At 40.2% G+C, this 25362-nt stretch carries 19 protein-coding genes; 7 read left to right on the plus strand and 12 right to left on the minus strand.

Annotation, left to right across the window (positions count from 1 at the left end; translation table 11 throughout):
• Window positions 1–197: 197 nt before the first annotated feature.
• Window positions 198–2663 carry a TonB-dependent receptor domain-containing protein gene (locus H4075_RS13755; protein ID WP_182801410.1) on the minus strand — a complete coding sequence of 822 codons (2466 nt, stop codon included), beginning with the start codon at window positions 2661–2663 and terminating at the stop codon, window positions 198–200.
• A 218-nt stretch (window positions 2664–2881) separates the two neighbouring features.
• On the opposite strand from H4075_RS13755, the gene H4075_RS13760 reads away from it, so the two are divergent.
• Window positions 2882–4090 carry a glycosyl hydrolase gene (locus H4075_RS13760; RefSeq protein WP_182801411.1) on the plus strand — a complete coding sequence of 403 codons (1209 nt, stop codon included), beginning with the start codon at window positions 2882–2884 and terminating at the stop codon, window positions 4088–4090.
• A gap of 186 nt (window positions 4091–4276) precedes the next feature.
• On the opposite strand, the gene H4075_RS13765 is transcribed toward H4075_RS13760, so the two are convergent.
• From H4075_RS13765 to H4075_RS13780, 4 genes are all read right to left on the minus strand, one after another.
• Entirely contained in the window at window positions 4277–4750 is a 474-nt protein-coding gene (locus tag H4075_RS13765) for a DUF1772 domain-containing protein (protein ID WP_182801412.1), read from the minus strand.
• Window positions 4751–4796: 46 nt separating this feature from the next.
• Window positions 4797–5528 (minus strand): hypothetical protein, encoded by a 732-nt coding sequence (locus H4075_RS13770; protein WP_182801413.1) that lies wholly within the window; start codon window positions 5526–5528, stop codon window positions 4797–4799.
• Between the two features lie 68 nt (window positions 5529–5596).
• Window positions 5597–6445, minus strand: coding sequence for a helix-turn-helix domain-containing protein (locus H4075_RS13775; protein ID WP_182801414.1), 849 nt, complete (start codon window positions 6443–6445; stop codon window positions 5597–5599).
• 121 nt (window positions 6446–6566) lie between these two features.
• The gene (locus tag H4075_RS13780; RefSeq protein ID WP_182801415.1) at window positions 6567–7433 is read right to left on the minus strand and encodes a hypothetical protein; all 867 of its coding nucleotides are present in this window, start codon (window positions 7431–7433) and stop codon (window positions 6567–6569) included.
• Between the two features lie 387 nt (window positions 7434–7820).
• Between H4075_RS13780 and H4075_RS13785 the strand changes: the two genes are divergently transcribed.
• Entirely contained in the window at window positions 7821–8924 is a 1104-nt protein-coding gene (locus H4075_RS13785; protein ID WP_182801416.1) for a CARDB domain-containing protein, read from the plus strand.
• Window positions 8925–9116: 192 nt separating this feature from the next.
• Here the strand turns inward: H4075_RS13785 and H4075_RS13790 are convergent, their stop codons facing one another.
• The 5 genes from H4075_RS13790 to H4075_RS13810 all read right to left on the minus strand — a co-directional run bounded on the left by H4075_RS13790 (window position 9117) and on the right by H4075_RS13810 (window position 18042).
• Entirely contained in the window at window positions 9117–9887 is a 771-nt protein-coding gene (locus tag H4075_RS13790; RefSeq protein WP_182801417.1) for a Type 1 glutamine amidotransferase-like domain-containing protein, read from the minus strand.
• A 375-nt stretch (window positions 9888–10262) separates the two neighbouring features.
• Window positions 10263–12476: a hypothetical protein gene (locus H4075_RS13795; protein ID WP_182801418.1), complete on the minus strand. Its 2214-nt coding sequence runs from the start codon at window positions 12474–12476 to the stop codon at window positions 10263–10265.
• Window positions 12477–12798: 322 nt separating this feature from the next.
• The gene (locus H4075_RS13800; RefSeq protein WP_182801419.1) at window positions 12799–15939 is read right to left on the minus strand and encodes a VPS10 domain-containing protein; all 3141 of its coding nucleotides are present in this window, start codon (window positions 15937–15939) and stop codon (window positions 12799–12801) included.
• Window positions 15940–16250: 311 nt separating this feature from the next.
• On the minus strand, window positions 16251–17153 hold the full coding sequence (locus H4075_RS13805) for a hypothetical protein (protein ID WP_182801420.1): 903 nt from the start codon (window positions 17151–17153) through the stop codon (window positions 16251–16253).
• Window positions 17154–17214: 61 nt separating this feature from the next.
• On the minus strand, window positions 17215–18042 hold the full coding sequence (locus H4075_RS13810; protein ID WP_182801421.1) for a helix-turn-helix domain-containing protein: 828 nt from the start codon (window positions 18040–18042) through the stop codon (window positions 17215–17217).
• A gap of 70 nt (window positions 18043–18112) precedes the next feature.
• Here H4075_RS13810 and H4075_RS13815 point away from each other — a divergent pair, with 70 nt between their 5' ends.
• Together H4075_RS13815 and H4075_RS13820 are read left to right on the plus strand one after the other, a co-directional pair.
• Window positions 18113–19744 carry a M28 family peptidase gene (locus H4075_RS13815; protein ID WP_182801422.1) on the plus strand — a complete coding sequence of 544 codons (1632 nt, stop codon included), beginning with the start codon at window positions 18113–18115 and terminating at the stop codon, window positions 19742–19744.
• Window positions 19745–19877: 133 nt separating this feature from the next.
• Window positions 19878–21182: a hypothetical protein gene (locus H4075_RS13820; protein WP_182801423.1), complete on the plus strand. Its 1305-nt coding sequence runs from the start codon at window positions 19878–19880 to the stop codon at window positions 21180–21182.
• A gap of 7 nt (window positions 21183–21189) precedes the next feature.
• Here the strand turns inward: H4075_RS13820 and H4075_RS13825 are convergent, their stop codons facing one another.
• Complete coding sequence (locus H4075_RS13825) at window positions 21190–22086, minus strand: hypothetical protein (RefSeq protein WP_182801424.1); 897 nt, start codon at window positions 22084–22086, stop codon at window positions 21190–21192.
• 241 nt (window positions 22087–22327) lie between these two features.
• Here H4075_RS13825 and H4075_RS13830 point away from each other — a divergent pair, with 241 nt between their 5' ends.
• A complete protein-coding gene (locus H4075_RS13830; protein WP_182801425.1) occupies window positions 22328–22780 on the plus strand; it encodes a hypothetical protein in 453 nt (150 codons plus the stop codon).
• A gap of 42 nt (window positions 22781–22822) precedes the next feature.
• Here the strand turns inward: H4075_RS13830 and H4075_RS13835 are convergent, their stop codons facing one another.
• On the minus strand, window positions 22823–23698 hold the full coding sequence (locus H4075_RS13835; protein WP_255460195.1) for an NIPSNAP family protein: 876 nt from the start codon (window positions 23696–23698) through the stop codon (window positions 22823–22825).
• 33 nt (window positions 23699–23731) lie between these two features.
• Here H4075_RS13835 and H4075_RS13840 point away from each other — a divergent pair, with 33 nt between their 5' ends.
• Together H4075_RS13840 and H4075_RS13845 are read left to right on the plus strand one after the other, a co-directional pair.
• Entirely contained in the window at window positions 23732–24832 is a 1101-nt protein-coding gene (locus H4075_RS13840) for a nickel-binding protein (RefSeq protein WP_182801426.1), read from the plus strand.
• A 112-nt stretch (window positions 24833–24944) separates the two neighbouring features.
• Window positions 24945–25328 carry a DUF4242 domain-containing protein gene (locus H4075_RS13845; protein ID WP_255460196.1) on the plus strand — a complete coding sequence of 128 codons (384 nt, stop codon included), beginning with the start codon at window positions 24945–24947 and terminating at the stop codon, window positions 25326–25328.
• Window positions 25329–25362 lie beyond the last annotated feature (34 nt).

Below are 25362 nucleotides of genomic sequence, written 5' to 3' on the forward strand. Positions count from 1 at the left end.
GCCAGGCGGTTTCATGATGCTTCAAAAATAATGAATTAATGAACGTTGGAGGTTGTGTGAGAAGTCTGGGCAATTTTCAGCTATCTGCAGAAGCATGCCCGATGCAAAACAGCAATCGATAAAAATCAACTTGATTCTTTTAACGGTAAGCTCATCGGGAAAGATCATTCAAAAAAGATCCCATTCATCAGCTTTCATTAAAACTCCTTCTCGCCCATTTCACTTACCGGCAAATTGATCTTTCTGTTTTTACGCAGCAGGTTAAAACTTAACGACAGTTGTACCTGGTCTGTTTCGTAAATGTAATTAGTGGTTGTATAAAAATCAGCTCCGTAAGTAGTGATGCGCTGGCGATTCGATTTCTTTAACCCGGCATCCATATTCAGCCATTGTAACTGAAAACTCCAGCGTTTATCCATACTCGTTTTCTTCACTGTAAAATTCGGAGTTAAGAAATAACCATCTTCACCTTGTGCAGTGGCCCGCAACGACAGATAATTTACACTCAACTGCAGCAACCATCTTTTTGGCAAGCTGAACGATTGCGTACTGTTGATGCTACACACCCAGCTGTTATTACGCACCGCAAAGGCACCGTTAAAAATGCTTCCCTTGATATCGTACTTGTACAAATTGCCACCTACAATCGTTTGCCATACATCTGTTACCTGGTAAGTAAAGTTTGCTTCAACACCTGTTTGTATGGCACGGCCTGCATTGGTGTACACACGGTTCAAAATAGTATCGTTAAATACTTTATTCACCCGTTGAATGGGATTTTTTGTTTGCTGATGGTACAGCGTAACATAAAAACTTCCTTTTGTAAACTGCTGCTCAACACCCAATTCATAGGTACCAATAAACTCAGGCAACAATTGCGGATCACCTTGCTCCAGTGTTTCAGAGTGTTCACGTTCAGGAAATGGATTCAGCTCATAATTGTTGGTGCGTTTGATGCGTCGGCTGTAACCGGTTTTCAACACAGCTCTGTCCCATGGTTCGTAACGTAATTGCAGCGAAGGAAAGAAATTCGTCAATGGCAGCTTTGTTTTCTGATTATTCAGTGAAAACAAAAGATTACGTTCCGATTCTTCTACCCGAATACCTGCACTGTAACTGAAGCGTTTTACTTTTTCTGCATACTGTACATAACCTGCATGAATATGATTGGTAAGATTTACATTGCTGGTAAAATTGGAATCTACTGTAAAGTTATTTGTGCCCAACACTTTTGTGAGATAGAGAAAACGTCCATCCTGCACATCATACCTGTATTGATAACCCGCCTGTAAATTTCCGTTACCCACTTTTCTGTTATAATCCAATTTCAACCGGTATGCATTCAATGGATTTGAAGAAGGATTTTCTGTGTACTGTATGGTATCAGTTAATGACGGATAAGAGAGATTATTATTCGTGGTTAATCCTGAAAGATTCGCCCGTTCAAACAAAGCAGAAAAAACAAGTTTCGATTTGTCTGCAAACAAATGCGTGTAATCCAGATTAGCCAATGTGAACACACCTTCTTTCTGTTGTGTGTTTTTATTGAAGTAGGTAAAGTTGCTCACCGTTCCTGTTGAAAGATCTTCACGTTGATTATTGTACAACAGATCGGCCACACGTGTTTGATAACGCTTACCAATATAAAAACCGCTGCTGATGTTATTGCTTTTATTGATCTCGTAAGCAACAGCTAACCTTCCACCATAATTGTAACGGTTAAAACTTCGTTCGCCATTTGATGGAAATGTTGTTTTGATATTGTTGATAACAGTAAACACATCACCTTCCCTGTAACCGGCCAGATCGTTACGCAGGTAATTAAATCCACCGCTGATATCCCATTTATTTTTTCTGAATGCAGCCGACACATCGGCACTGTGCCGATGCGGATATTTATTGCGTTGATTATTGTAGTTATTAAATGCAGGTAAGCCACCCATTACGTTGGCCTGCACCATTAACCCATCTTCCACCCCATTTTTTGTGATGATGTTGAGAATGCCGCTTTTCCCATCTGCATCATACATCGCCGAAGGATTGGTAATGATCTCAATACTTTCAATGGCATCGGCAGGCAATTGATTCAACACAAATGCAGGATCGCCCTGTGTTGTTTTACCGTTCACCAATACTAAAAAACTGGTTGATCCACGTAGTGAAATATCGCCTTGTCCGTTTACAGAAACAGAAGGCAGGTTACGCACCACATCAATACCTGTACCATTGGATGCAGCAGCAAACTGCGATGCTTTAAAAACCTGTCGGTCGATCTTAAATGAAACAGGTGGTTTAATCCCTTTCACAATTACTTCCGCCATGGATGAAACATCGGGATAGAGATACAGTGAACCAAGCTTGTACTCCTGTGCCAGCTGATCGTAGGTGAGCTGAACGGTTTTTGTTTTAAAGCCTGTAAAACTGATGATGATCTCCCGCAGCTTTTTCTTCTCCGTACTCAGCTTAAAAAATCCCTTTGCGTCAGAGGAAGTAGTTTTCAATTTCACACCATTTGAATCAACAAGCGTGATGGTTGCTCCCTGCAAAGGAATTTGCTGCATGCTATCGACCACATTCCCAAAAACTATATTGGATGCTTGTGCCTTTACCTCGCTGCAACACACTACCAGGATGATGATTACCAATAACTTCACTGATTTCATGCTGTTGATTAAAATAAGTAGCAAATATAACCGCAGAACGCCAATTTATACCTCTGTGTATCACTCTGTCCGATTTCAATTATGAGGGGTTCTCCGTTCAAACTGTGTTTTGTTCTGTTTTGTGATACTGCAGCAATTTATATTTGGTAGTGCCGTGCAGAAAAAGCTGAGAAGTTGTATCTGCTCCCGGCACAAAGAATTTTAAAAAACGAATGAACATGCGAAATCTCCATCTTGTTCTCTTGCCATTGTTGATCGCTTTTGCAGCCTGTAAAAAAGAAGCAGCTCAACCGGTCAATAATACACCCAATAACAATACAGGTGGAAACCAGCAGGGAAATTATTCCGGTACAAAGCTCACGCTATCAAAAGGAGAGAAAGTTGTTTCACCTTGGGTTGAACTTTCAGCCGATTCTGTTTATACTTCCGAAACTGCAGTCGCTACCTTGTTTAGAACTTTCCCCGCAGATTTTGAAGATAAGGCAGTTTCCTTTTTTCTACCCAAAGGTTATATGGCTGTATTTGCTGCCAACTCCGATGGTACGGGTGAGTCGATCAGTATTGTAGCAAAAGACAATGACATCAAAGCGAATTTACCAGCACGTTTACGCAACAACATTTCATTTATCCGGTATATCAAGATCAGCAATCCCGATAAGAAAGGAACTGCCTCTGTAAGTGACGCAGCAGTACAGGCCTTTGCAGCGCAATGGTATTATGGATGGAGCCTCAACAAATCTTCGTTTCCTGATCAGCAATTTATTCCCATGACCTGGGGCAAGGGTTCCTGCACCAACGCAAATGTGAAATACCTTGTTGAACGCAATGATGTAGATCATTTACTGTCGTTCAATGAACCGGATAATTCTTCACAGTCCAATATTCCTGTGATCGATACAGCGATTCAACGTTATAAAATAATGCAGAAGACCGGTTTGCGATTGGGTTCACCTGTAACAGAGCAAGACAATACGTTTGGTGCGGGTAAATGGCTTACCAATTTTATGACGCAGGCGCAATCACAAAAATTAAGAATAGATGTACTGCCCATTCATTGGTACGATTGGGGAAACCAAACCAACAATGGTGCTACCGATTCATTAACGGCTGAAAAAGTATTTACAAGGTTTGTAGCCTTTGTTGAAAAAGTTCGCCTCGCATATCCTAATCTGCCTATTTGGGTAACGGAGTATAATGCAAATCCAAATCGTTCTTCCGACGTTGTTCACCGGTATTTTATGAAACTGTCAACCGAATGGATGAACAGCACTTCATATATAGAGCGCTATTCTTATTTCTTCCCTGCTGCTGTTCCGGCAGTACAACCGGATAACAGTTTAACAGTTGCCGGTGCTTATTGGAAAAGTTTGCCTTCTACTAAATCACTATCGGGAAATATTATTGCAGATGCGGTATTGGTGCAATAAGAAGAAGGAGTTGTTGTGATACTACAAAAGGATGCCAATCTTTAAAAGGTTGGTATCCTTTTTTCAAATACGATTCTCCTGCAAGGGACTCGTCGTTTATATATTATTTCTTTATTACCCGATTGTCAAACGGCGAATGGGTTGCAACAAACTCAGCTGCGAAGGAAGTTTATAAACTGTAACATCTTATTTGATTGAGGTATATTTATCCAAAGCCAGGAAGGAACAAATAAGACCTGTTAACCAGATGAACGACCTGACCCAATTCATATTTCCCCATTCAGATGCAACACGTTTGAGCGTTTCTTTCTCAGGAAATTGTTTTGAGAGAAACATCATCTCATTTCGGGGAAAAAAATAGGTAAAGTTTAAAATCATAACCGATACATAGCAAAGCAAAGCTATCCCCAGATACAATCGAATAGAAGTTGATTTTTTCCAAAATAAAATCAATGCCAGCACAATCAAAATCATATTTGCTGGGTCTATCACTCCAAAAAATGTACCCGGATTAGCCACTCCAAAAAAATCTTTTGCTGCGGTTATGGATTTAGGTACGTTGCTTTCCCAATTGGCTGCATTGACAATAGAATTATAAATGTTAGTGAAGAACAATCCGCTTGAAAATGCTACGACAGTATAAAGAAGGATCTTTTTCATTTTCATTATTTCAATTTTTCATTAAAGTCACTCAGAAGAAGAAACACTATTTTTTACGTTCCTCGAGTTGTTTGATATACAGTTCTAAAAACTCGTCAATGGGAACTCTTTTATAGTTTTCGTAGATATCTACAAATTGACTGAATTGGAAATAACCGTATTTCTCGGGTTGCGGGCCCAGCTCCCAATAATTTGTATTGAACCATGTGATGCGGTTTTCCTCAGCTTTCGGAACAGGGTCTGGCACTTTCTGTAGAAATGCTTTGGCAAATCGATAGCATTGTTCCAGTTCAGCAGATTTACCCACACTGTGCCAGTAGTTCATAGCAAGTATATTCACTTCTAACTCTTCCTGATACATCGCTTTAGGGTCGTGAAGTCCGTAAGCTGCTACCAGCCCATGACCCAGCTCATGCGCTATATAAAACCCGTTGAAGAAGCCGGCAAAAAACTTTTTGGCTTCAGCTTCATTGTCTGAATAGGTGGCAAAGAACGTCTTATGTTCTGTGGGTAATTCGTGATAGAGTGAAGTAACAATGTTTTTGCTTTTTGGGGCATAATACACCATGGCAGGAGTAGTGTAAACCACAAAGCCCACTTTGAAATCTAATTGAGGCCTGATGGCATTTACCCGTTTGTTGAAATCGGCAACCATAGGTTTTGCATCACGAACGAGTGAAGCAGAATCGGTATAAAGCGAAAACAATTTATCCTGTGAATACAAGCCCGTCATAGACACACACAAGAGTGTGGTGAGAATAAAGATTGATCTTTTCATACTCCGTTATTTTTACTTCTGCAAAGCTATCCGGAGAGAAAAGCTGTGATAGTAAAAAAACGGCAAAATCAAATCTTGTCCCAATCCAATTGAAACTGTATATGTTCTTCTGATAATTCTTTGTACAGGAGCGTAGGTGTGAGCCCGGCAAATTCTTTGAAATCTTTGATGAAGTGTGTTTGGTCGTAATAGCCTAATTCGTATGTCAAATCTGTCCAGGAGATGATGGGTCTGCTTTCGAGCATTTTATATGCTTTATGAAACCTGGCTATGCGTGCATACATCTTAGCAGGCATGCCTAATCGCTCTTTGCATTTTCGCTCAAAACTACGGATACTCATACAAGCCATTGATGCAATCTTGTCCATGTTCAAATTGTGGTTTGTCAAGAGTTGTTGCAGGGCAAAATCAATGGGTAAGGGTTCTTTTATCTTCGATAGTTTTTTTAGAAAATAGGACTGTATAATAATATCCAACTCGTTTAACGTAATCGTGTCGTGCGATTTGTCTAAAAGTTCTTCTATCTCCCTGCCTATCACTTCTCTTGCACTGTAGCCATCGTTAAATAGTTCTGTCATCGGAATATTCAAAAACCGGTTTAGTCCTCCGGGCTGAAAAATAATGGATACGGTTTTATGACTTTCTTCTACCAATAGTTTGAAGGGAGTGATTTGTGCCCCCATCAATGTACAGGACGTAACGGTATTGAAATTGTTCTCGCCTGATCTTTTGGATTTAAGCCGGGTATAAAGATTGATGAACATTGCCTGGTCGGGTGACGGCATAAAATTGCCAACCAGATGTACAGGAACGTTGCCAAAGTCAGCTTCAATAATAACAATATACCTTATTAGTGAGTGCAACGCAGGATGCACTGCACAACGTTTTGTTTTGATATTTTCTGCCGGATCAGGCATCTGAAAAATTATTTACTTTCTATTTTAATATGAAACTAAGGTTTGTATTACCTGCTGTTGTTGGTTGTTGGTATCGTGCTTGCATAAAACCCACTATTGTGCCTTCTGGCTTTTTAATAGGTTAATTTAAATGATATTCTTTTTTGATCAAAGCAATTAGTTGATTGGCCTGATTTAATTGATCAGTTAAATTGTTTTTGTGTGCGCCTTGAGTAATCATAGCACCTGTTGCCATTAAATTAGCCATTTCGTCCCACTTTTTCTTATCGGGATCAATCACCCGCAATGTTTTTATAGAATCTAACGGAACTGACATTCCACGATTGTATACTAATTGACTAACCCAAAGCTTGAAACTAATTACTCTGCCAGCTTCCCTGTAAATCATATACCTGTCCAGCGATACACCTGAAGCATCAATACTTTTCCAGTAGCTGAGGATAGCATCACTAACATGTTTGTTTCTGATCAGCCGCATAGATCCGGAATTTTTTAGTTGTGTAGAGGTGCGGTCGGTATGAATATGATTTTGTCTCTGCCCGGCAGTACCGATCATATCATCGAAATGAGCAGGCAATACCTCTCCTATTTTGTAAGTTGATAAGAATATGAGGACAGAATCAGTATACCGGGAAACTGATTCACACACTTTAAGGGCATTGTTCAATTCTGCAGTATCCGATTCCAGATCTTCTACCAGTGAAATCATAAATTGTTTTTCTCTGTTATGTTCAATTACATGCTCCAACTGGTACTCGGCCAGAAATCCACAGAATACTGCAAGGAACAGCATTAAAAATTCCCAGAAATAAGATTTCCAATTTTTCTTTCCTTCATGATGTGCATGATGATGTACTTCCATATTTTCAGTTTCTTGATTGGGACTAACAGTCTCCTTGTCAGTAGCAGGAATAATTTCGTCAGGAAGATTTTCCGATTGATTGATGATCGGATCATCTAAATGTTCTTCATCAGTATTATCTGCCATTTAGTTTTGGTTGATTAAGTTATTAGCGTGTTTAATCGCATGACGCATACCACTCTAATTTATGATATAATATGATACCGTACAAAAAGAGGGCGGTATTGGTACAATAAGAAAAAGGAGTTGATATAATATGGCCTGTGCTTTATTCAGGTACAAGAAGTCAAGGCTCTTTTCTTCTGCACAACTCTTGCGCCAGCCTTCCGATTATTTAATTGAGTAGATACTTGCGCTAAAAGACGAAAGTACAAGTGTTATCAAGTGCATTGTCGTTGCTTTATCAACTAACTGAATATTATGCAACAGAAACAGCGGCAAAAAAATCCCTGTTTTAAAGGATAGAAAAACCGATACTGTTCCTGCATTTTTACAGTCTAAATCAATGCAGTAATGAAAAAGTCAATCTTTCCCGCTTTGTTTGGCATGGCATGGGTGATGAACAGTTTTTCTCAAATCAGAATAATGGAGAGAACAACGCCCATAAAAATGTCACCTACCACTACTACGGCAGCACCGACAAATTTGGTACAAGGGAAGGATTTAAGCGTGAGCATTAAGAGCTTTCAGTACGATCCTGCCAACGGGGGAAGTTTAACGGCCACGTATGTGGTTCGTAACAACGGAACAGAGCCGGTTGATGTAAATAACATATCCTTACAGGGATATATTGAAAATGTATCAACTTTACCAACAATGACGCCGGCAGATTATCCATTGAACGGCAAAAATTATTATGCTGCCGGGGGTACTTCACTGGCAACGTTCTCCACGTTGTTAAAGGGGGGAGAGCAAATAGAACGGGTGATCCGTTGTTTCGATCTCAGTAAGCGAATGTACCTGAATACTGCCTCAAATTGTAATTATGTACTGGTGTTAGACAATGATAATAAAGTGAACGAAGCTAATGAGAGCAACAATATGGTTACGCAACCGTTCAGAGGTTATGCAGGACAATATCAACCAACCGTAAATCCAAACCTGTATTATTTAACAGGTGCATTTTTAAAAATAAAAACGGGGAGCGACAGTAAGGAGATGGAATCAGCAGTGAATATCCGTTTAATACCCAGCACCATTAAAAACCTGAACGATGTTACGAATGAGTTTGTGAAGACCATTGCTAAAAATGAGAAGCCGCTTTTTAGTAATTTAACAGAAACGCTCATGCTTTTATTAAACCGACCTTCCACCTACACGCTTCAAAACCCTGCTACCAACCTTACTTCCTTCAGTTTAAACGGACTGGGTTTAGTGATTGAGTACAAACCAAATCTTTTTACAGATGCATGGAAAATCGACCAGGTGGAAGTAGTACTGCATTTCAAAGATGCAAACGATTACTATCATCCAACACAGGGTGTGATTACGATTCCGTTTACAATGCCTGCCAATACTTTTTTAGATGGGTTTGCCAAACGCATGCTTGTGTGTAAAGCAGATGGAAATTTTAACCCGGCTTCGATAAAAATCATTGAAAGAATATCAGCTTATTAGGTAAGAGTGGCAGCTTAACTAATTCGTTGGTTGAATGATGGAATACGTTTGCGCCAGCGAAGGAAGATAGTTTTGCTCTGTAGTACGCAACGTCCTCACACAGCTTAAAGCCAATAGTTATCTTTTTCCATTGGGAGACGTTGCTGAAAATAAAGCCATACTTGCTTAAAACCGGTTGTTGGCTGCAGCCTTTTACTCTTTAATTATTTCTGCCGGCAATAATTCTTCTCTAATTTTTCCGTCAACAACCGAAACGAAATAATTATTATTATCAACATTTTGAGAAACTGATTTCTTAACTACACCATTTATAAATAAAAGTCCAGACCTGTCATCACAAGCATAGCCCGGCTTAAGTTTTCCTGTTAAAATAGCGTTGTGATATAACGGTTGTCTTGTGGGTTCGCTGTGATAATGTGGCGAATGACTATAATTCAAAAAACTAAGTCCTTCAACAAATGACAATTCTTTTGGTCGTGAGTCAGTAGACCCACTGATAAACCAACATAAAGAACCTGCACTACCACCAGCTAAAATTATACCTCTCTCATAAGCCTTTCTTAGTACAGTGTCAATGCCTTGTGCTCTCCAAACAGCTAACATGTTGAGTGTATTTCCCCCTCCTACAATAACTGCATCGCATTCCAGTATTTGTTCTTCAAATGTTTTTTGTTTTGGCGATGAGTTTATGAAAGTTCTTAGAACGTATGGTATAAACGGTAATTCAGCACAATTGCTATACCAATTATTAATATAATTTGCGTTGTCAGCTGCACCAGTTGGAATAAATAAAATCTTTGGATGAGGCTTTTTTGTCAGACCAACTACATAATTAATAAAAACTTTATTAAAGTCTCCGCCATACACAAAAATTGTTTTGTCAATGTCCTTAACTGCCACCTGTCCAAAAGTGATAGTGAAAAAAAACAAAGAAAGAATAAGTATTTTAAACATTAGTTTCATGAGTTGTCGTTTTAGGCTGCAGCCAATGAGCAGTGCTTTATGCAGCTTGAGAATCAGTATTCGTCTGCCCATAACCGCTGCTGATTGACAATATATTGATGAAGTTAAGTACAAAAGCTGATAGGTTTCTGGTGCAAGTATTCCGCAGGATCCGTGTTGCCATTTATTTCTGTTCCGATTGCATCGGAAACTTCAAGCGCTCAACTGTTGCAGGAATTTATAATCCCGTGCTTATTTACAAATGCTCAGCTATTGTTTTTCAAATTCGCATATACAATCATCGCCGAATCAATTGGCATCAAGTGACCCACAGAGGTGGAACACTTGCGCCAGTAGGGAACGTTGCTGAGAAAAAAGACTTGCAACAGAAAAAATTTATTCAGTTCGCTTAACTCTAAACCTACACATTACATTATGAAATATCCCGTTATCATCAACTACCCTTCCTTTCATTTCACCTGTTACAAATGAACCAACCGGCCCGTATTCAAGAATATCAACAAGCGAACTATCGACGCTTGTATATTGATATAATTCAGGGAGCACGAAGTAGGGCGACCATTGTTTTTGTCCAACAGCAATATTTTGTTTCATAAAATTCACATAGACCCCTTCATGTGGTGGCCTGCCCTGTTGTAACCCGGCAACCGTAATCCACCCTTCCTGCGCATCTACATACTGTCTTAATTGATCTCTTGGAAATAAAATAGTTCTTACGACAGTATCATCAATAATATAATTCAGATACTCTGCGTTGGGTGATGAGGTTAAACATACAGGAATTGCAGGCAACCCATTTGAACCAACAGAGATCATCGTATTAACAGAATCGCCAGTTAGCAATTTAGTTGCATCAACAGGGAAAAGTGTAATTGATTCGGCGACTCCTCCACAAACAGGAATTTTAAAACTAAATGTTCCATTACTGTTAACTGGAAATACCGTTCTTCGTTCATTTTTAATCATTACAACACTTCCGTTTGAGACCGGATTCACATTGCAATCAATTAGCGAACCGGTTACAGTTGCAAACGCCACTCCCGGAACAATAATATCGGCAAGTGTTGTATCATTAATAATTGTAGAAACCGGATAAGTGTACACAGGGCTTACACATTTCACAGTGCTGTAAATTTCTAAATGGTATGCTGTATTTGTTTTAACATATGCTGCAAAAGAACCATCCATAACTGTTGTTTCAAGATAATCATAAGTAGTATTAACTCCTACTTCTTTTATTTTAATAATTACGTTTGATAATGCAGTCCCAGTTTGATCTTTCAATTTAGATCTCAAAATTACATCATAGCTTTTCCCGCATACACCCAGGTTGCCAAGATTGTTATGCCCTTGAACCATTTGAATAAACTTAACATCACCGGTTTGATTTGTAGAACGTTCGATTGGGGTAATAATTAAGGTATGAAAAATTCCAGGGTCGCAGTTTGTAAGCGTAAATTCGAAATTGCCATCGCCTGTTGTATTGTATTTGATTTTTTCATTTCCTCCGTAAGAAACAAATACGTGTCCGTCGGGTACGTTCGCTCCATTACATGCCTTAACAGTACCACTAACGGAAAAAGTTTGATTAGGCGGTAGCTGAATATTACTTAGCTTGATATTATTTTGCTGAACTGCTACCGTGGTTTTTAAAATTGACTGACGGCATACATTACCCGTTACTTCAAGAAATTGTTGTGTATTTACTTCAGCAATAGCTAAAAAATTTCCATTTAAATCAGAATAACTATATATAGGAGTACCAGGATCAGCAGCTTCTTTCGCTAAATGAACTTCTTGAAAAGCAACCGGCTTACTTCCAACACTGACCAGCCTACCTGTAACTTCTACATATTCGGAAGGATCAGCAAAGACCAATGAACTTGCCTGTGTAACATTAGCAGAATAACCCGATGCATTCTGCGAAGCCCTGCCTTGTTGTTTCCAAAAACCGGTTGATGTATCATAATACCAAACTGCAATTGACCCCGGGTTTCTTAATGGTTTCAAAGCCATCATGGAAACACTTATCGTTTTACCAGGAGCCAATTGTAATTTTTGACCATTTTTGCCAGTAAATTCCAATAATACCCCATTTGCAAAGTGAAGCATTTTCAATTTACCTGATGAATCAATCCCCCTCCTGTCTCCAATCAATTGTTTTCCAAACTCGTCCTGTGGAGAAAGCCCGTAAGCAAAATAAAAAACCTCCCCGGAGTATAGTAAACCGGTTGCTGTTTCAACAAACGGATCTCCCGGAAGAGTTATTATTGGACTACCCGTTGCATATATGTTGATTGTTGCTCCGCTGCCACCGTTTGATAAATAAGAACCAAAATTTTTCAATTTAACTCTGGTAAATACAGAGCCACCATCTGAAACTTTAAACGTTTTATAACTCGTAGAGTGCTTGCCTTTTGCAATAATTAATTGGGCCGCATCAGCTATTACATCGGCATCATTTATTTCAAAATATCCAAACTTGTCAGTATATGTTAATTTGTTCCCCCATTTTACTTCCGCTGCTTCAACGTATCCTGGTGCGCCTACACCGTCCGCTTCAACAAAACCTGATACAGAAGCCTTCACTTTATTAACCAGGTCCGGAATTCGTACACTGGGTTGAGGGGATGGATTTGTTGTGCTCTCTGGTTTTTTCTTGCAGGAGACCGCAATCAGAAAAAGAAAGATTGCTGTTTTACAAACAAGATTTGGGTGGCGGGGCATGAGGTGTTTGTTTTATCTGATCTGTAAAATAGAAAAAATACTGTCTAAAAAGAAAGGTTTCTGATTTTGAATTTCGGTTAAAGATTTAGCTGGTGCTTTAATTAGCATCCCTAAACAGGAACCCCGACAAGGTTTACAACCGTTGTCGGGGTTCCCACAATAAAAAATAAACTATCAACTAAATCTACTTCCAAATCGGCCCCACTCCCGCTTCACTCAATTTCTTATTCAACGCATTCAAACGAACTTCCAATGCATCGGCTCTTTGTTTTAGCGTTGTCCATTGTGCATCGTATTCTTTTTTCAAATCAAGGCTTGGCTGGTTTACTCTTGGAATATCACTTTCGGTTTGGTTAATCAGGAAGAGATAGTTGGCGGTAAACTTATTCGGGAAATTCTCTACATCATCATAAGCTTTGCTTTTGCGCTGCACCATGTCTTCGTCCCATGCTTTCATGTCTTTGCTCAACGCTTCTGCTTCTTTTTTGATGGCTGCGTATTTGGTATCCATTAAATTCTTCACGAGGTCATCAATCTGCAAACGCTTTCCGTTGAGTTTGTTAATGAGGTTGTGCATCACCGTTACATCAGCTTCCATTGTACTCATCAACGCATCATAAGCAGCATATTCAGCAGGCGTTGTGGGGTATAGAGGATTGGCAGCAATCACAGCCGTGGTGGTTGTTTGCTGTGTGCCTGCTTTGATGGTAACAGTGTAGGTACCGGGAATAGCTTTATGTCCTGCATAACTGCTTTCGATATAAACATTCGGTATGCCGGGCATGGTTGCATGACGCATATCCCACACAAAACGATTCAATCCTTTTTGTTTGCTGAGTGAAGGATTCGGCGGTGGTGCACCATCGTAATACGCTGCATTCTCTACAACTGTACTAAAGCTGCGGATGAGTTTACCTTTTGCATCAGTGATGGTCATTGTTACAGTATCCGTTGCTTTCAGTTCTGGTAAGTTGTAATACAGCACCACACCGTTGGCAGGGTTTACACCAGCGCCACGACCTACACCTGTTGCATTGGCTGCATTCATCGCACTGAAACCATTGGCGATATACGCATCTTCGGGTTGAACCAATTGTAAACCGCTTTGTTCTTTTTTGTATTGACGCAATACATGCAGATCATCCAATACCCAAAAACTGCGACCTGATGTTGCTGCAATGAGATCGCCTTTGTGTACACGCAGATCGGTGATTGGTGTAACGGGTAAATTCAATTGAAACGGTTGCCATTGTTTACCGCCATCAAAAGAAATGTACACACCTAACTCTGTACCTGCATACAACAAATCTTTCCGCACATCATCTTCACGCACGACTCTTGTAAACGCATTGTTCGGAATGCCGTTGTTGATCTTTGTCCATGTTTTGCCATAGTCGGTCGATTTGTATAAACCAGGTGTATGATCATTAAACTTATAACGTGTGGTGGCAATGTACACGGTTGCTTTATCGTGTGGCGATACTTCAATAGCATTGATCAAACATTCCTGTAAACCTGTTGGTGTAATATTGGTCCAGGTGGCACAACCATCTTTTGTTACATACACATAACCATCATCACTACCGGTATAGATCACGCCTTTTTCCAATGGCGATTCCAGAACGTATGCAAGTGTACCATAGTTCTCTGCTCCCACTGCTTCGTTGGTATAAGGCACACCACCTTTGCCTTGTTTTTCTTTTTCGTTACGTGTAAGATCGGGTGATACTTCTTTCCAACTGCGACCCATATCAGTGGTCTTCAACAACAATTGTGAACCATGATAGTATGTGTTCGGTTCATGTTTGCTCCAGATGATGGGTGCATTCCAATTGTAACGGTACTTGATATCTTTTGCATCTTTACCGAGATACTGAATCGGTGCAGGCATAATGTTGGTACTTGCTTTTGCCTTTGTATCGAGTACTTCAATGGTACCCTGGTAACTTCCACCCAATACATAACGGGGATCGTCAGGATTAAATGCAAGGAAAGCACTTTCGCCACCTGCTGATGCTTCCCAATCGCTGGCGGTAATAGAACTTCCACCAAATGAACGATGCGGAATAGAAACAGACGTATTATCCTGCTGACCTGCATAGATGCGATACGGAAACTGGTTATCGACATTGATGCGGTAGAACTGTGCCGTAGGCATTTGATTTTGCGGACTCCATGTTTTTGCAAAGTTGACTGATACGGAACAACCTCCATCGTTACTGATGATCATGTTGTTTGAATTCTTTGGATTGATCCAGAGATCATGATAATCGCCGTGTGTGCCGCTGAGATTTTCCCATGTTTTGCCGCCATCTCTTGAACGGAGTGCAGGCGCACTTAACACATAAATGGTTTGGTCATTATTGGGATCGATAAAGAGTTCAATATAATACCATGCACGTTGAATGAGACGATGATCATCTGTAATCCGGCTCCAGCTTGCACCTGCATTATTGCTTACAAATAAACCACCTGCTTCTTTTTCACTATCGCTTTCAATGAGTGCATAAACTTTCTCAGGATTGGAACGACTAACGGCAATGGACATCTTCCCCATTTCCGTTGGCAGTCCGTTGGTTAACTTCTGCCATGTATCACCACCATCAACAGATTTATACAATCCGCTTCCTGCACCACCGCTGATCACCTGCCAGGGTTTGCGGCCATGCTCCCACATCGATGCATAGATGATGCGTGGATTATTCATGTCCATACTTAATTCATTACAACCTGTGTTTTCATTTACAAACAATACATTCTTCCAGGTTGCACCACCATCTGTTGATTTATAAATACCACGCTCTTTACTCTTGCTATACAATGCTCCCTGTGCTGCAACTAATAATGTATTGGGATCTTTTGGATGCACCACAATGCGTGCAATATGTTGTGTGGCTTCAAGTCCCATTTGTTTCCATGTTTTTCCCGCATCAGTACTCTTGTACACACCATCACCATGATGCGTCATTACACCACGCACTGCATGTTCACCCATACCAACATACACAACATTGGCATCGCTCTCCGGCACAGCCACTGCACCTACGCTTCCTGTTTTAAAATAACCATCGGAGATATTCGTCCAGTTGAGACCAAGATCATCGGTCTTCCACAAACCACCACCTGTGGTGCCCATGTAATAGGTGTTGATGTCGCCGGGTACACCTGTGCCACAGTTTGAACGTCCACCACGGAAAGGTCCGATACTGCGCCATTTGACAGCGGAGAATTGTTTGTTGAGATCAGACTTGCTTGTGTCGGGTTTTGTTTGTGCGTTGATGGTTGTTGCTGCGAGAAGAAGAGCAACGAGGAAATATTTCTGCATGCTTATTAATTTGGATTTGTAATATAAAGCATAACAGTGAAACTTCGATCGTCTTTCCATTCTATTGCAGAATGCTTCGCATTCTTTGTTTTTCTTTTTCTTTTTGCTTCTCCAAAAAGAAACAAAAAAGAGCCCGATTTCGAATGACGGCCCGAAATCGGATTGTTCCCTGATTAAGCGTTTGCAATACTGTGGTGAATTACAGTTGTGCACTCACGATCATCCTCTGTAATACTCTTTAACTAAACGGCAAGCCGAAAAATAATTTATTGATATATTTCTTTTATGTCATGATATTTCATCCACCTTCATTATTTTATCGTTTCATTTTCCCAATTACGGATCATATCGGCGATGCTTTTATGTGATGATGTTTCAAGAAATAAAATCAATTGCTCATCGGTTAATTTTTCTTTTTGCTGTTTGAATGCATTCCAGAGTTTTGGCACCAATTGTTTTCCACCTGCATCATACATGTCGCCTGCTGCTTTATGCCAGCGGCATTGATACCATCCATAATTCTTTCCATGAAACTGACCTATTTCATTGTAATTTTCATGTACGTCCTGCAGACTGGTGAACTTAAATCCCTTGGTTCCATTGTTGATCACCATTCGGGGAAAAACGGTGAGCGCCGGTAATTGCCCCGGTTCATTTTCTGCAATATAGGTATGTAGTAAAATATTGCAGAACAGTTCACCCATCCATTTCCGTTGCATGGTTAGCCCACCTTGTATATGAAACGCATGACCGAGTTCATGCAATGCCAGCAAATCAAAAAATGCTTCCATGCTGATGTTGCCATCGGCATTACGATACACTGTTTCAATTTGTTTCCGCAGCTCAGTTGGTAATTGATCAAGGGGCGGAAGAAAACCTTTCCACATGGCGTTGTCTTCTGCTGCTACAATTAAGGTTTGTTCATCGTTATAATGCGGCATACCATACACAGGGAATGTTGTATAACTACTCCAGTCTGCAGCTGATAACACCAACAGCGTAACGGTTGGTTTAAAACCAATGAGTTGACTATGAAAGTTTAACGCCTTCTCCAACCTGCCTGCAATGGTTGCTGTTTTTTTCGCATGACCGACACTGTAATACACACGTATGTTTTTGTTTTCGAGTGCAGTGAGCTTGTCGAAATTTTGTGCAGTGGAAGTATACCGTATTGAAACGAGGAAAAGCAGCAAGAGAAAAATTGTTTTTTGCATGGCGATTTATTTTACACAAATCTCGCCACGCATGAAAACGATAAATAGTATGAAAACGACATTATAAACGAAGAGATGCCTGCAAACGAACAGGTGTATCGCCCAGTTCTTTTTCGATGACACCCGGTGCCACACCGGCAAACTGTTTAAAGTCACGGATGAGATGCATCTGGTCGAAGTAATTACATTCATAGGCGATCTTTGTCCAGCTGATGCCGGGCATCTGTTCTTTGAGCCGGTAAGCTTTTGAAAAACGAACGATCCTGGAGAATAACTTCGGCGGAAGACCAATACGTTCTTTGCTCACCCGTTCAAACTGGCGCAGACTTAAACAAGCCATCGATGCAAGTTTTTCGATGGATACATTTCCTTCAACACGCAACAACTCCAGCATTGCTTTATCAAACGGTAAGATATCTTTTAAACTTTTTGCTTTTTTCAACAGGAATAGTTCCACCACATCTTTAATGGCATCAAAACTATTTGCTTCCTGCATTTTTTCATTGAGCTCATTCATTTCATTGCCAAATACATCTTCTGCATCATAACTGCCGTCGATCATTTCAGCCATTGACAAACCAAGCAGGCGATGCAAACCGCCGGGATGAAGACCTACACGTACTGCTTTGTGATCCCTGTTGATATCGATGGTTACACGGTTCAGTTGCGGACCAACAATAACACTGCGTGGTTGCAGGATAAATGTATCAGTTCCTTCCTGCTGCACTTTGATCCTGTCGTTGATATAGAAGAACAATGAATTTTGCGGTGTGGGTGGATAAGGACATAACACAGCAGGCACTTCGGGATCTATTTCTGCATGCACCAGCATAATGCATTGCACAAACTCCTGCAACAAAGGATGAGGTATATAAAATCTGGTTTGCAACTTATTTTGAAGCTACGCAAACTTATTGAAGGCTCAAAAGACCGAATCTAATTTTCACTATCTTGTCGCTATGAAAAAGTATGTATTTCTGCTGCTCGGTTTTGCAGCATTCCAAAGTTCTGCACAGCAGGTAAAGATTTCAAAAAGTATTCAACAGGCGATGAACAGGATCGATACCAATACCATCCGTTCACATATTGCCTATCTCGCCGATGATAAATTGAAAGGACGTTTGCCCGGTACCGAAGGTTATCAAATGGCCGTTGATTATGTAGTTGATCAATATAAAAAAATGGGTGTGGCACCCGGTGGCGATAATGGTGGTTACACACAGAAGTTAATCTTACGCCGTTCGTTGCTGAATAATAAATCATCAGTAGCTGTGTTGAAAGATGCAAACGGCAATATTGATTCGCTGGATTTTGCTGTAGACTATACAGCCATTCCACACCCCATGCTTACAAGTGCAGCGGCGCAGGGCCAATTGGTATTTGCAGGTTATGGTGTAGAAATTCCGGGACAATATTCTGACTATACAGGTATAGACGTGAAAGGAAAAATTGTGGTATTGGTTGCTGGTGCACCTGATGGATTGATTTCAACACTCACTGCCCATTTCTCCAATGCGGGCAATAAAATGAACACTGCATTTACCAAAGGAGCAATCGGCGCCATCATTATTAATTTAGCTGTAAGACCTTCTGGCAATGTTGCTGCCGCTATACAATCAAACGTGGCGGTAAATCCTGAGAAGACGGCTGCATATGGGCGGGCATTTACCGGCAACCTGAAAGTTGCATTGAACGGAAGTAAATCTTTATTGAGCCGTTTATTTATGCATTCCGGTAAAAACATGGAACAAGTGTTGGCCGATATTAAAAAATCAAAAGCATCATCCTTTGCATTGCCCTACAGTATTTCCGTTTCGTACAATACTTCGCATACCGATTTTGAAAGTTATAATGTGGTGGGATTAATTCCCGGCAGCGATAACGTATTGAAGAATGAATACGTGGTGCATTCTGCACATCTTGATCATGTGGGTATCGGTCGGGCAGTAAATGGTGATTCTATTTATAACGGCGCACACGACAATGCATCGGGTGTAGCTTCATTGCTGGAGATTGCACGTATCTATAAAACATCAGGCGCAAAACCAAAACGCTCCGTATTGATCGTGATGGTTACTGCTGAAGAAATGGGATTGGTTGGTTCTTCTTATTTCGCTGCAAATCCTACTGTTCCAAAAGCATCGATCGTTGCTGATGTAAATACCGATATGCCAACAGTGATTGCTCCTTTGCTTTCTGTTGTGCCCTTAGGTGCAGAACATAGCAGCATTATGAACAATGTAAAATTTGCTGCTTCGTATTTAAAACTGGATGTAGAAAAAGATCCTGAGCCTGAACAAAACCGTTTTGTGCGTAGTGATCAATACAGTTTCGTGATGAATGGAATTCCCGCCCTGCATATCAAGTATGGCAACAAAACAAACATCCCCGGTTTTGACCTGGATGCCTTTGTAAAACAATGGCGTGCGAAATACTATCACCAGAGTGCCGATGGATTGGATGGGATATTCAACTTCACTGCAGCAAAAACATATGTGCAGTTGAATTTCTTAATCAGTTATTCAATAGCACAAACAACTGAACGGCCGAAGTGGAATGCAGGTGATCTGTTTGGTGCGGTGCAGCAATAAACGAAACCTACCTATAAGAAACAGCCGGACAGAAATGATCCGGCTGTTTTGTTTAAGTTCCATCATTCTATTTAACATTTACTTATTTACTTTTACAGTGTATACATCATCCTTACTGAAACAACCACCGTATATGAAACGCTCTGTATTGTTCGCTTTGTTTTTGTTCTTGCTGATAGCAGCAACAGAAGCACAGGATATTTACCTCAACAAAGACACAACCATTAACAACACCTGGAACATTCCCAAAGGAACCATCCTTAAATTCGGCAGCAAAGGAAAAATTAACGGCACCGGTACCATCAAAGGCGGTATTATTGATGCAGCACTTACACAATGGATCTTTGATACAACGCTCACTGTTTCTCCCGAAGGAACGTATAACAATGTATTCAGCGCAAAATGGTTTGGTGCAGGGTCTGTAAAAGACAATGCAGGCGTGTTACAAAAAGGGATCAATACGGTGTTAGCCAACAGCGGAACATTGCGCAACTTCTTTATTCCACGTGGGGTTTATCCGTTCAGCAAATCATTAACTGTTGCAAGTTTATACAAAGAACAATATACCGGATGTACGATTCATATTTATGGTGAGTCTTCTTTCTGGGATAGTGGTACAGGCACCACGTTGCAATACACCGCAACCGATGGTTTTGCGTTAGGATTACAACTCAACAAAGGAAGCGAGATCAATAACCTGACTATCCTTGGTCAGTTTAAAGCACCATCTGCTGTTGATTCTGTTTACTATAATATTCCGTTTGATCAATATAATGATATGAATGGAAAATGTACGCCGCAGTATTCAGGTCTGGTGATTGATTATGATGGCAGCAAAAATGCGAGTGGCTCAACAGGTATAAAAATACACGACATGAACATTGGTAACTTTACCATCAATTATCTTATCAGTCCCAATGGTAAAACCGTAAATGCAGATATTCTATTGTTTGAAAATATCCGCTGCGGTAATGGAAAAGTTGGTTTTGCAACCGGGCAGGCACAAGAAAAAGGAAATGTGATTCGTGGTATTTACAGTTGGGGCAGCATTCATACATTGTACGTTGCAGGTAAATATGGAAAAGCACAGGCCGGCAGTTATACCATTGATGGCGGTAATGTTGCCGGACGATGCATCCGGTTGTTTGATATTGCACAGGCAGGTTGGTACAGCACCAACATCAGTAATCTGTTTGCAGAGAGCTTGGGCAGCATTGGCAACATCAGTACACAAATACCATTGAACATCAGCAACAGCACATTTCACTTTGTGTATCCCAATAAAATCGGAAGGCAAACATTACTCAACAGCAACAATGAAAAAGTAGCTTTTTCGAATTGCATTTTCCGTTATTATGGTAAAACAGATCCTATGAAGTTTGTTGGCAGAGCAACGTTTACGAATTGCCAGTTCAGCGGGCCACAGGTGAAAGAATAAACAAACGCTATTGCTTTAAATAATATTCATCGGTTTCTATAAAATAGCCGTCTGCCATCAATTTCATTAATTCAACAGTGGTCCATGTTGCATTGAAGTAGAATGTATGATCCTGGTATAAGTAAATAAGTGAAGGCAAATCTTTCGTTTTACGACTGCATTCCCAGGTTGAAAAAATATGGTCTGCTTTTTTTTCGATGATATACAGTTGCCACCAGTTATTTCGTTCACCTGTTACACTTCCACGGAAACTCACTGCATAGAAGCGATCATTCAATTGACGAAGCACCGCATTTTTTCCAAGATCAAAATAAATGGTGTCGATCGATCTCATGATAAATGTATCCTGTTCCTGCCAATACGCTCTGCCTGTCGACATTGTGCCTTCATAATCAACGTCATACATCTTTGCATTACGGGAAATGAATTGATCAACCGTATCAACAGGTTGGCGCAGACTATCGTAAACGATCAATTTCTCAAATTCATACACTTCGCCTTCCGGATAAACAAACTCTCTTGCTTTGTTAAGTTTAGGCCATGCACCTTTGGCAATTTTCTCAATCCCGTTTATGATAACAGCAAAAAAAGTTTCCTCAATCAATAACGAAAGACTGTCGTTGGAAGAATAAAAAGGCGAACGTTGCTGTGCTTCCGGTTTCCAATAGAACGGCATACTGTTCGTTCCTGATGATATTTTTCCTGAATCAGGAAAATTGATCATATAAACACCTGTATCCGGTAACGATTGCCAGGTGCCTGTTAAATGCGCCGGAAATTCATTGCTGTTTGGTCGGTCTGTCGGCAGGGGTTGTTCAAAATAAAACGTGGTGCAGGAACTTACCTGTACAAAAAGCAAACAAACAGCTATGCTTTTAAGAGCATTGGTAAAGCATCCGCACATATTTACCTGTTTTGGCAGAAGGTACAACACTTGTCACTGGTTTTCCAATGATACGCATCATTGATCAGATTGAATGTTGATCACAACCTTCACCATTTTCAGGCTTATACATGAGATAAGGTGTAACAGTGCCCGTTATTCAATAGCAGGCACAGTTATTGACATACAGTAGTATCGCCATATTATGATCTGTATTGCCCAAAAGCACACAGACCAGATTATTCACATTAAAATAGAATTTATGAAGCAGGTACTCATGTTTGTTTTTTCATTGCTCTTCACCGGTTCGTTTGCTGTTGCACAGGAAACCGATGTACGGAAAGAAAAGAAACGTATTAAACAGGAACAAAAACAGGTAAAGGATTTAAACCTCGACCGCAACCAGGGGCAACAGATCAAAAGTATCAACAACCGTTACAGAGATGAGCATAAAGCCATCATGCAAAACGATGCACTTACTCAACAACAAAAGCAGGATCAGATCCAGGCGTTAAATAAACGAAGAGTCGAGGAAATTCATAACCTCATTGGTCAGGATAAAGCAAAAGACTATGACCGCATCCGGGAAAATGAAAAAATGAAAGACAAGGTTAAAGAGGAAGAAGAGAAAGTGAAAGACAAGCAAAAAGAGAAAAAAGTAAAAGAGGAAAAAGTAAAGAAAGAAAAAAAGGAAAAGAAAAACGGTAAAGGATAAACGAATAAAAAAGTCCGGCAGATGATCTGCCGGACTTTTTTATTAATAATCTGAATAGTCGGTGGGGCGAAGAAACATGATATCAATATGCGATACATTGTTCTTGTACTCCGGCATGGCGGATAGCTTCTTCCAGGCGGGATCGCTGCCAAAACTCTTCCAATGCGCATCTCTGTCGGCCATATTTTCAAAGCTGGTCATATACATCAGGTTGGGCATTTTGCTGCCGGCAATTACTTCGCTGTAAAAAATAGCGTTGAAGTTTAACCGTTTGAATAAACCGATCTCATCACCTTCATTAAACATGTGCACTTTGTTCTGAAAGATCTTTTCCGTTGCACTTTCGTAGCTGCGTAATTCATACACACGTTCTTTCTTTGGTGATTTCAGTTGCGGCAGTTGCATAACAGGTGCCAGCGAAAAAGCCTGCAACAGAATTGTTTCCATTCTTGTATACGGAGCTGCAGTATACACCGCATTCAAATAAGCGGCCCCACTTGCCAGGTAAGCTTTGTCGGACGATAGTTTTTTCGTCAGCTCAGTAACTGCAGTTAACGATTTGAGCGGAATCAACACATATAATTTTTTCACAACAGCTGTATCATTAGCAATTGCTTTAAATACTCCCACTGATTTAATGTTGATGCGATGCAGGGCAGGTATCAATGCCTGCTGCAGATAAGTATCTAACACTTGCTCCTGTTCATTACTGCTGTAATGATAAACTGTGAGCTGATAATATTCACGGGCAGGAGCTTCGGCAGCATGCCCCGACTGAAGAACAAAAAACAACAATAACGATGCAATGAGTAAAAACTTATTTATCTTTTTTTTCATATAACAACTGCTTGTGCGATGAAGATAAACAAAACAAAGGAAAGCATTCATCACCGATGCTTCTGTTTGTTTTTCGCTCATTTTTTTTATACTTTACCAGACAAATCATTTTCTATGCCCATCTACATGGACCTTCATATTGTTCCCGGCGTTACGGCAAAAGATGTAGCTGAAGCACATAAACTGGATGTGTATCTCGAAAAAGATCATAGCTGTAAATGCATGACCTATTGGGTGGATGAATTAAGGGGACACGTATTTTGTTTGATTGATGCACCTTCCAAAGAAAAAGTAACGGAGCTACATAACAAAGCCCATGGGTTAACACCACATAAGATCATTGAAGTGCAACCTAACCTTGTTGAATCGTTTCTCGGCCGCATCAGCGATCCGGAAGAAGCAGAACTGACAGACACCGGATTAAAGCTGATCAATGAAACATCATTCCGCATTATCCTTGCAACAAAAATGAACGACCCTGTATTGCTGCAACAGCAAATAGGTTTGGAAAAAGCAACTGCAATGATCAGGCAGTTGAATACAATTATAAGGAGGGAGATTGCCAATGGCAATGGTCTTGAAACAGAAAATGCCGGTTCTGATTTTATCGTATCATTTACATCGGCAGCAAAAGCCATTGCGTGCGCCTTTGCTATACAACAGGCACTAAACGATAACGATCTGAAACCTGCAGGGTTGAAAATGAGTATTCATGCCGGTCAGCCTGTTGCAAAAAAAGAAGATCTGTTTGGTGACACCATTCAACTGGCCGAACGTTTATGCTTTATCGGTAAACCTATGCAGATAAGTATTACATCAACAGTAAAAGAACTGGTATCAAAAGATCTGTTGCTGAATAAAGAAACCAATCTTTATACACTGTCGGCTCAGGATCAAAATCTGCTTCACTTATTATTTTCAACGCTCGATGAAAATTTTCAGGATCCTGATTTCAATATGGATGAATACTGCAGTTCAGTTGCCATGAGCAAATCGCAACTGTACAGAAAAACGATGGCGCTTTGCGATATGTCGCCGAACAATTTATTAAAAGAATACCGTCTTGAGAAAGCAACGGAATTGATGAAGCGTAAACAACCAAGCATATCAGACATCACATTCGATTCAGGATTCAACAGTCCCTCCTATTTTACCAAATGTTTCAAAAAGAAATATGGCATTCTGCCGATGGCCTATCTTGACATGCTGAAATAACAATCAACTACTGTTTGACAGAATTTTACCATTTATTGGGTGATTTGTGATAGTAAATGCGGTTTGCATGAAACTATCTTTGATTCATCTATCACCAATAAAACTGTTTGTTATGAAATCAATCACGAAACACCGCTATTTGTTTATGACGATGTTATTGTTTGCCGGTTTTACTTCGAAGGCACAAACAAGTAACACCACTTCTAAAAAGGAACCTGTGATGAAAACCTATCTTATTGAAAGAGATATTCCCGGTGCCGGTCAATTTACACCTGTTGATCTGAAAGCTATTTCACAAAAATCCTGCAGTGTATTAACAGAGATGGGCCCAAAAATCAAGTGGCTGCACAGTTATGTAACAGGTAATAAAATTTACTGTGTGTATCAGGCCGAAAACGAAGAACTTTTACGTGAGCATGGAAAGAAAGGTGGCTTCCCTGTTACCAATATCACAGAGATTGGAACAACCATCAGTCCTGCAACAGCGAAAGAATAAGATCACTGCAAAACACCTTCAACAGTATGTTGCT

The sequence above is a fragment of the Lacibacter sediminis genome (assembly GCF_014168535.1).
GTDB lineage: Bacteria > Bacteroidota > Bacteroidia > Chitinophagales > Chitinophagaceae > Lacibacter > Lacibacter sediminis.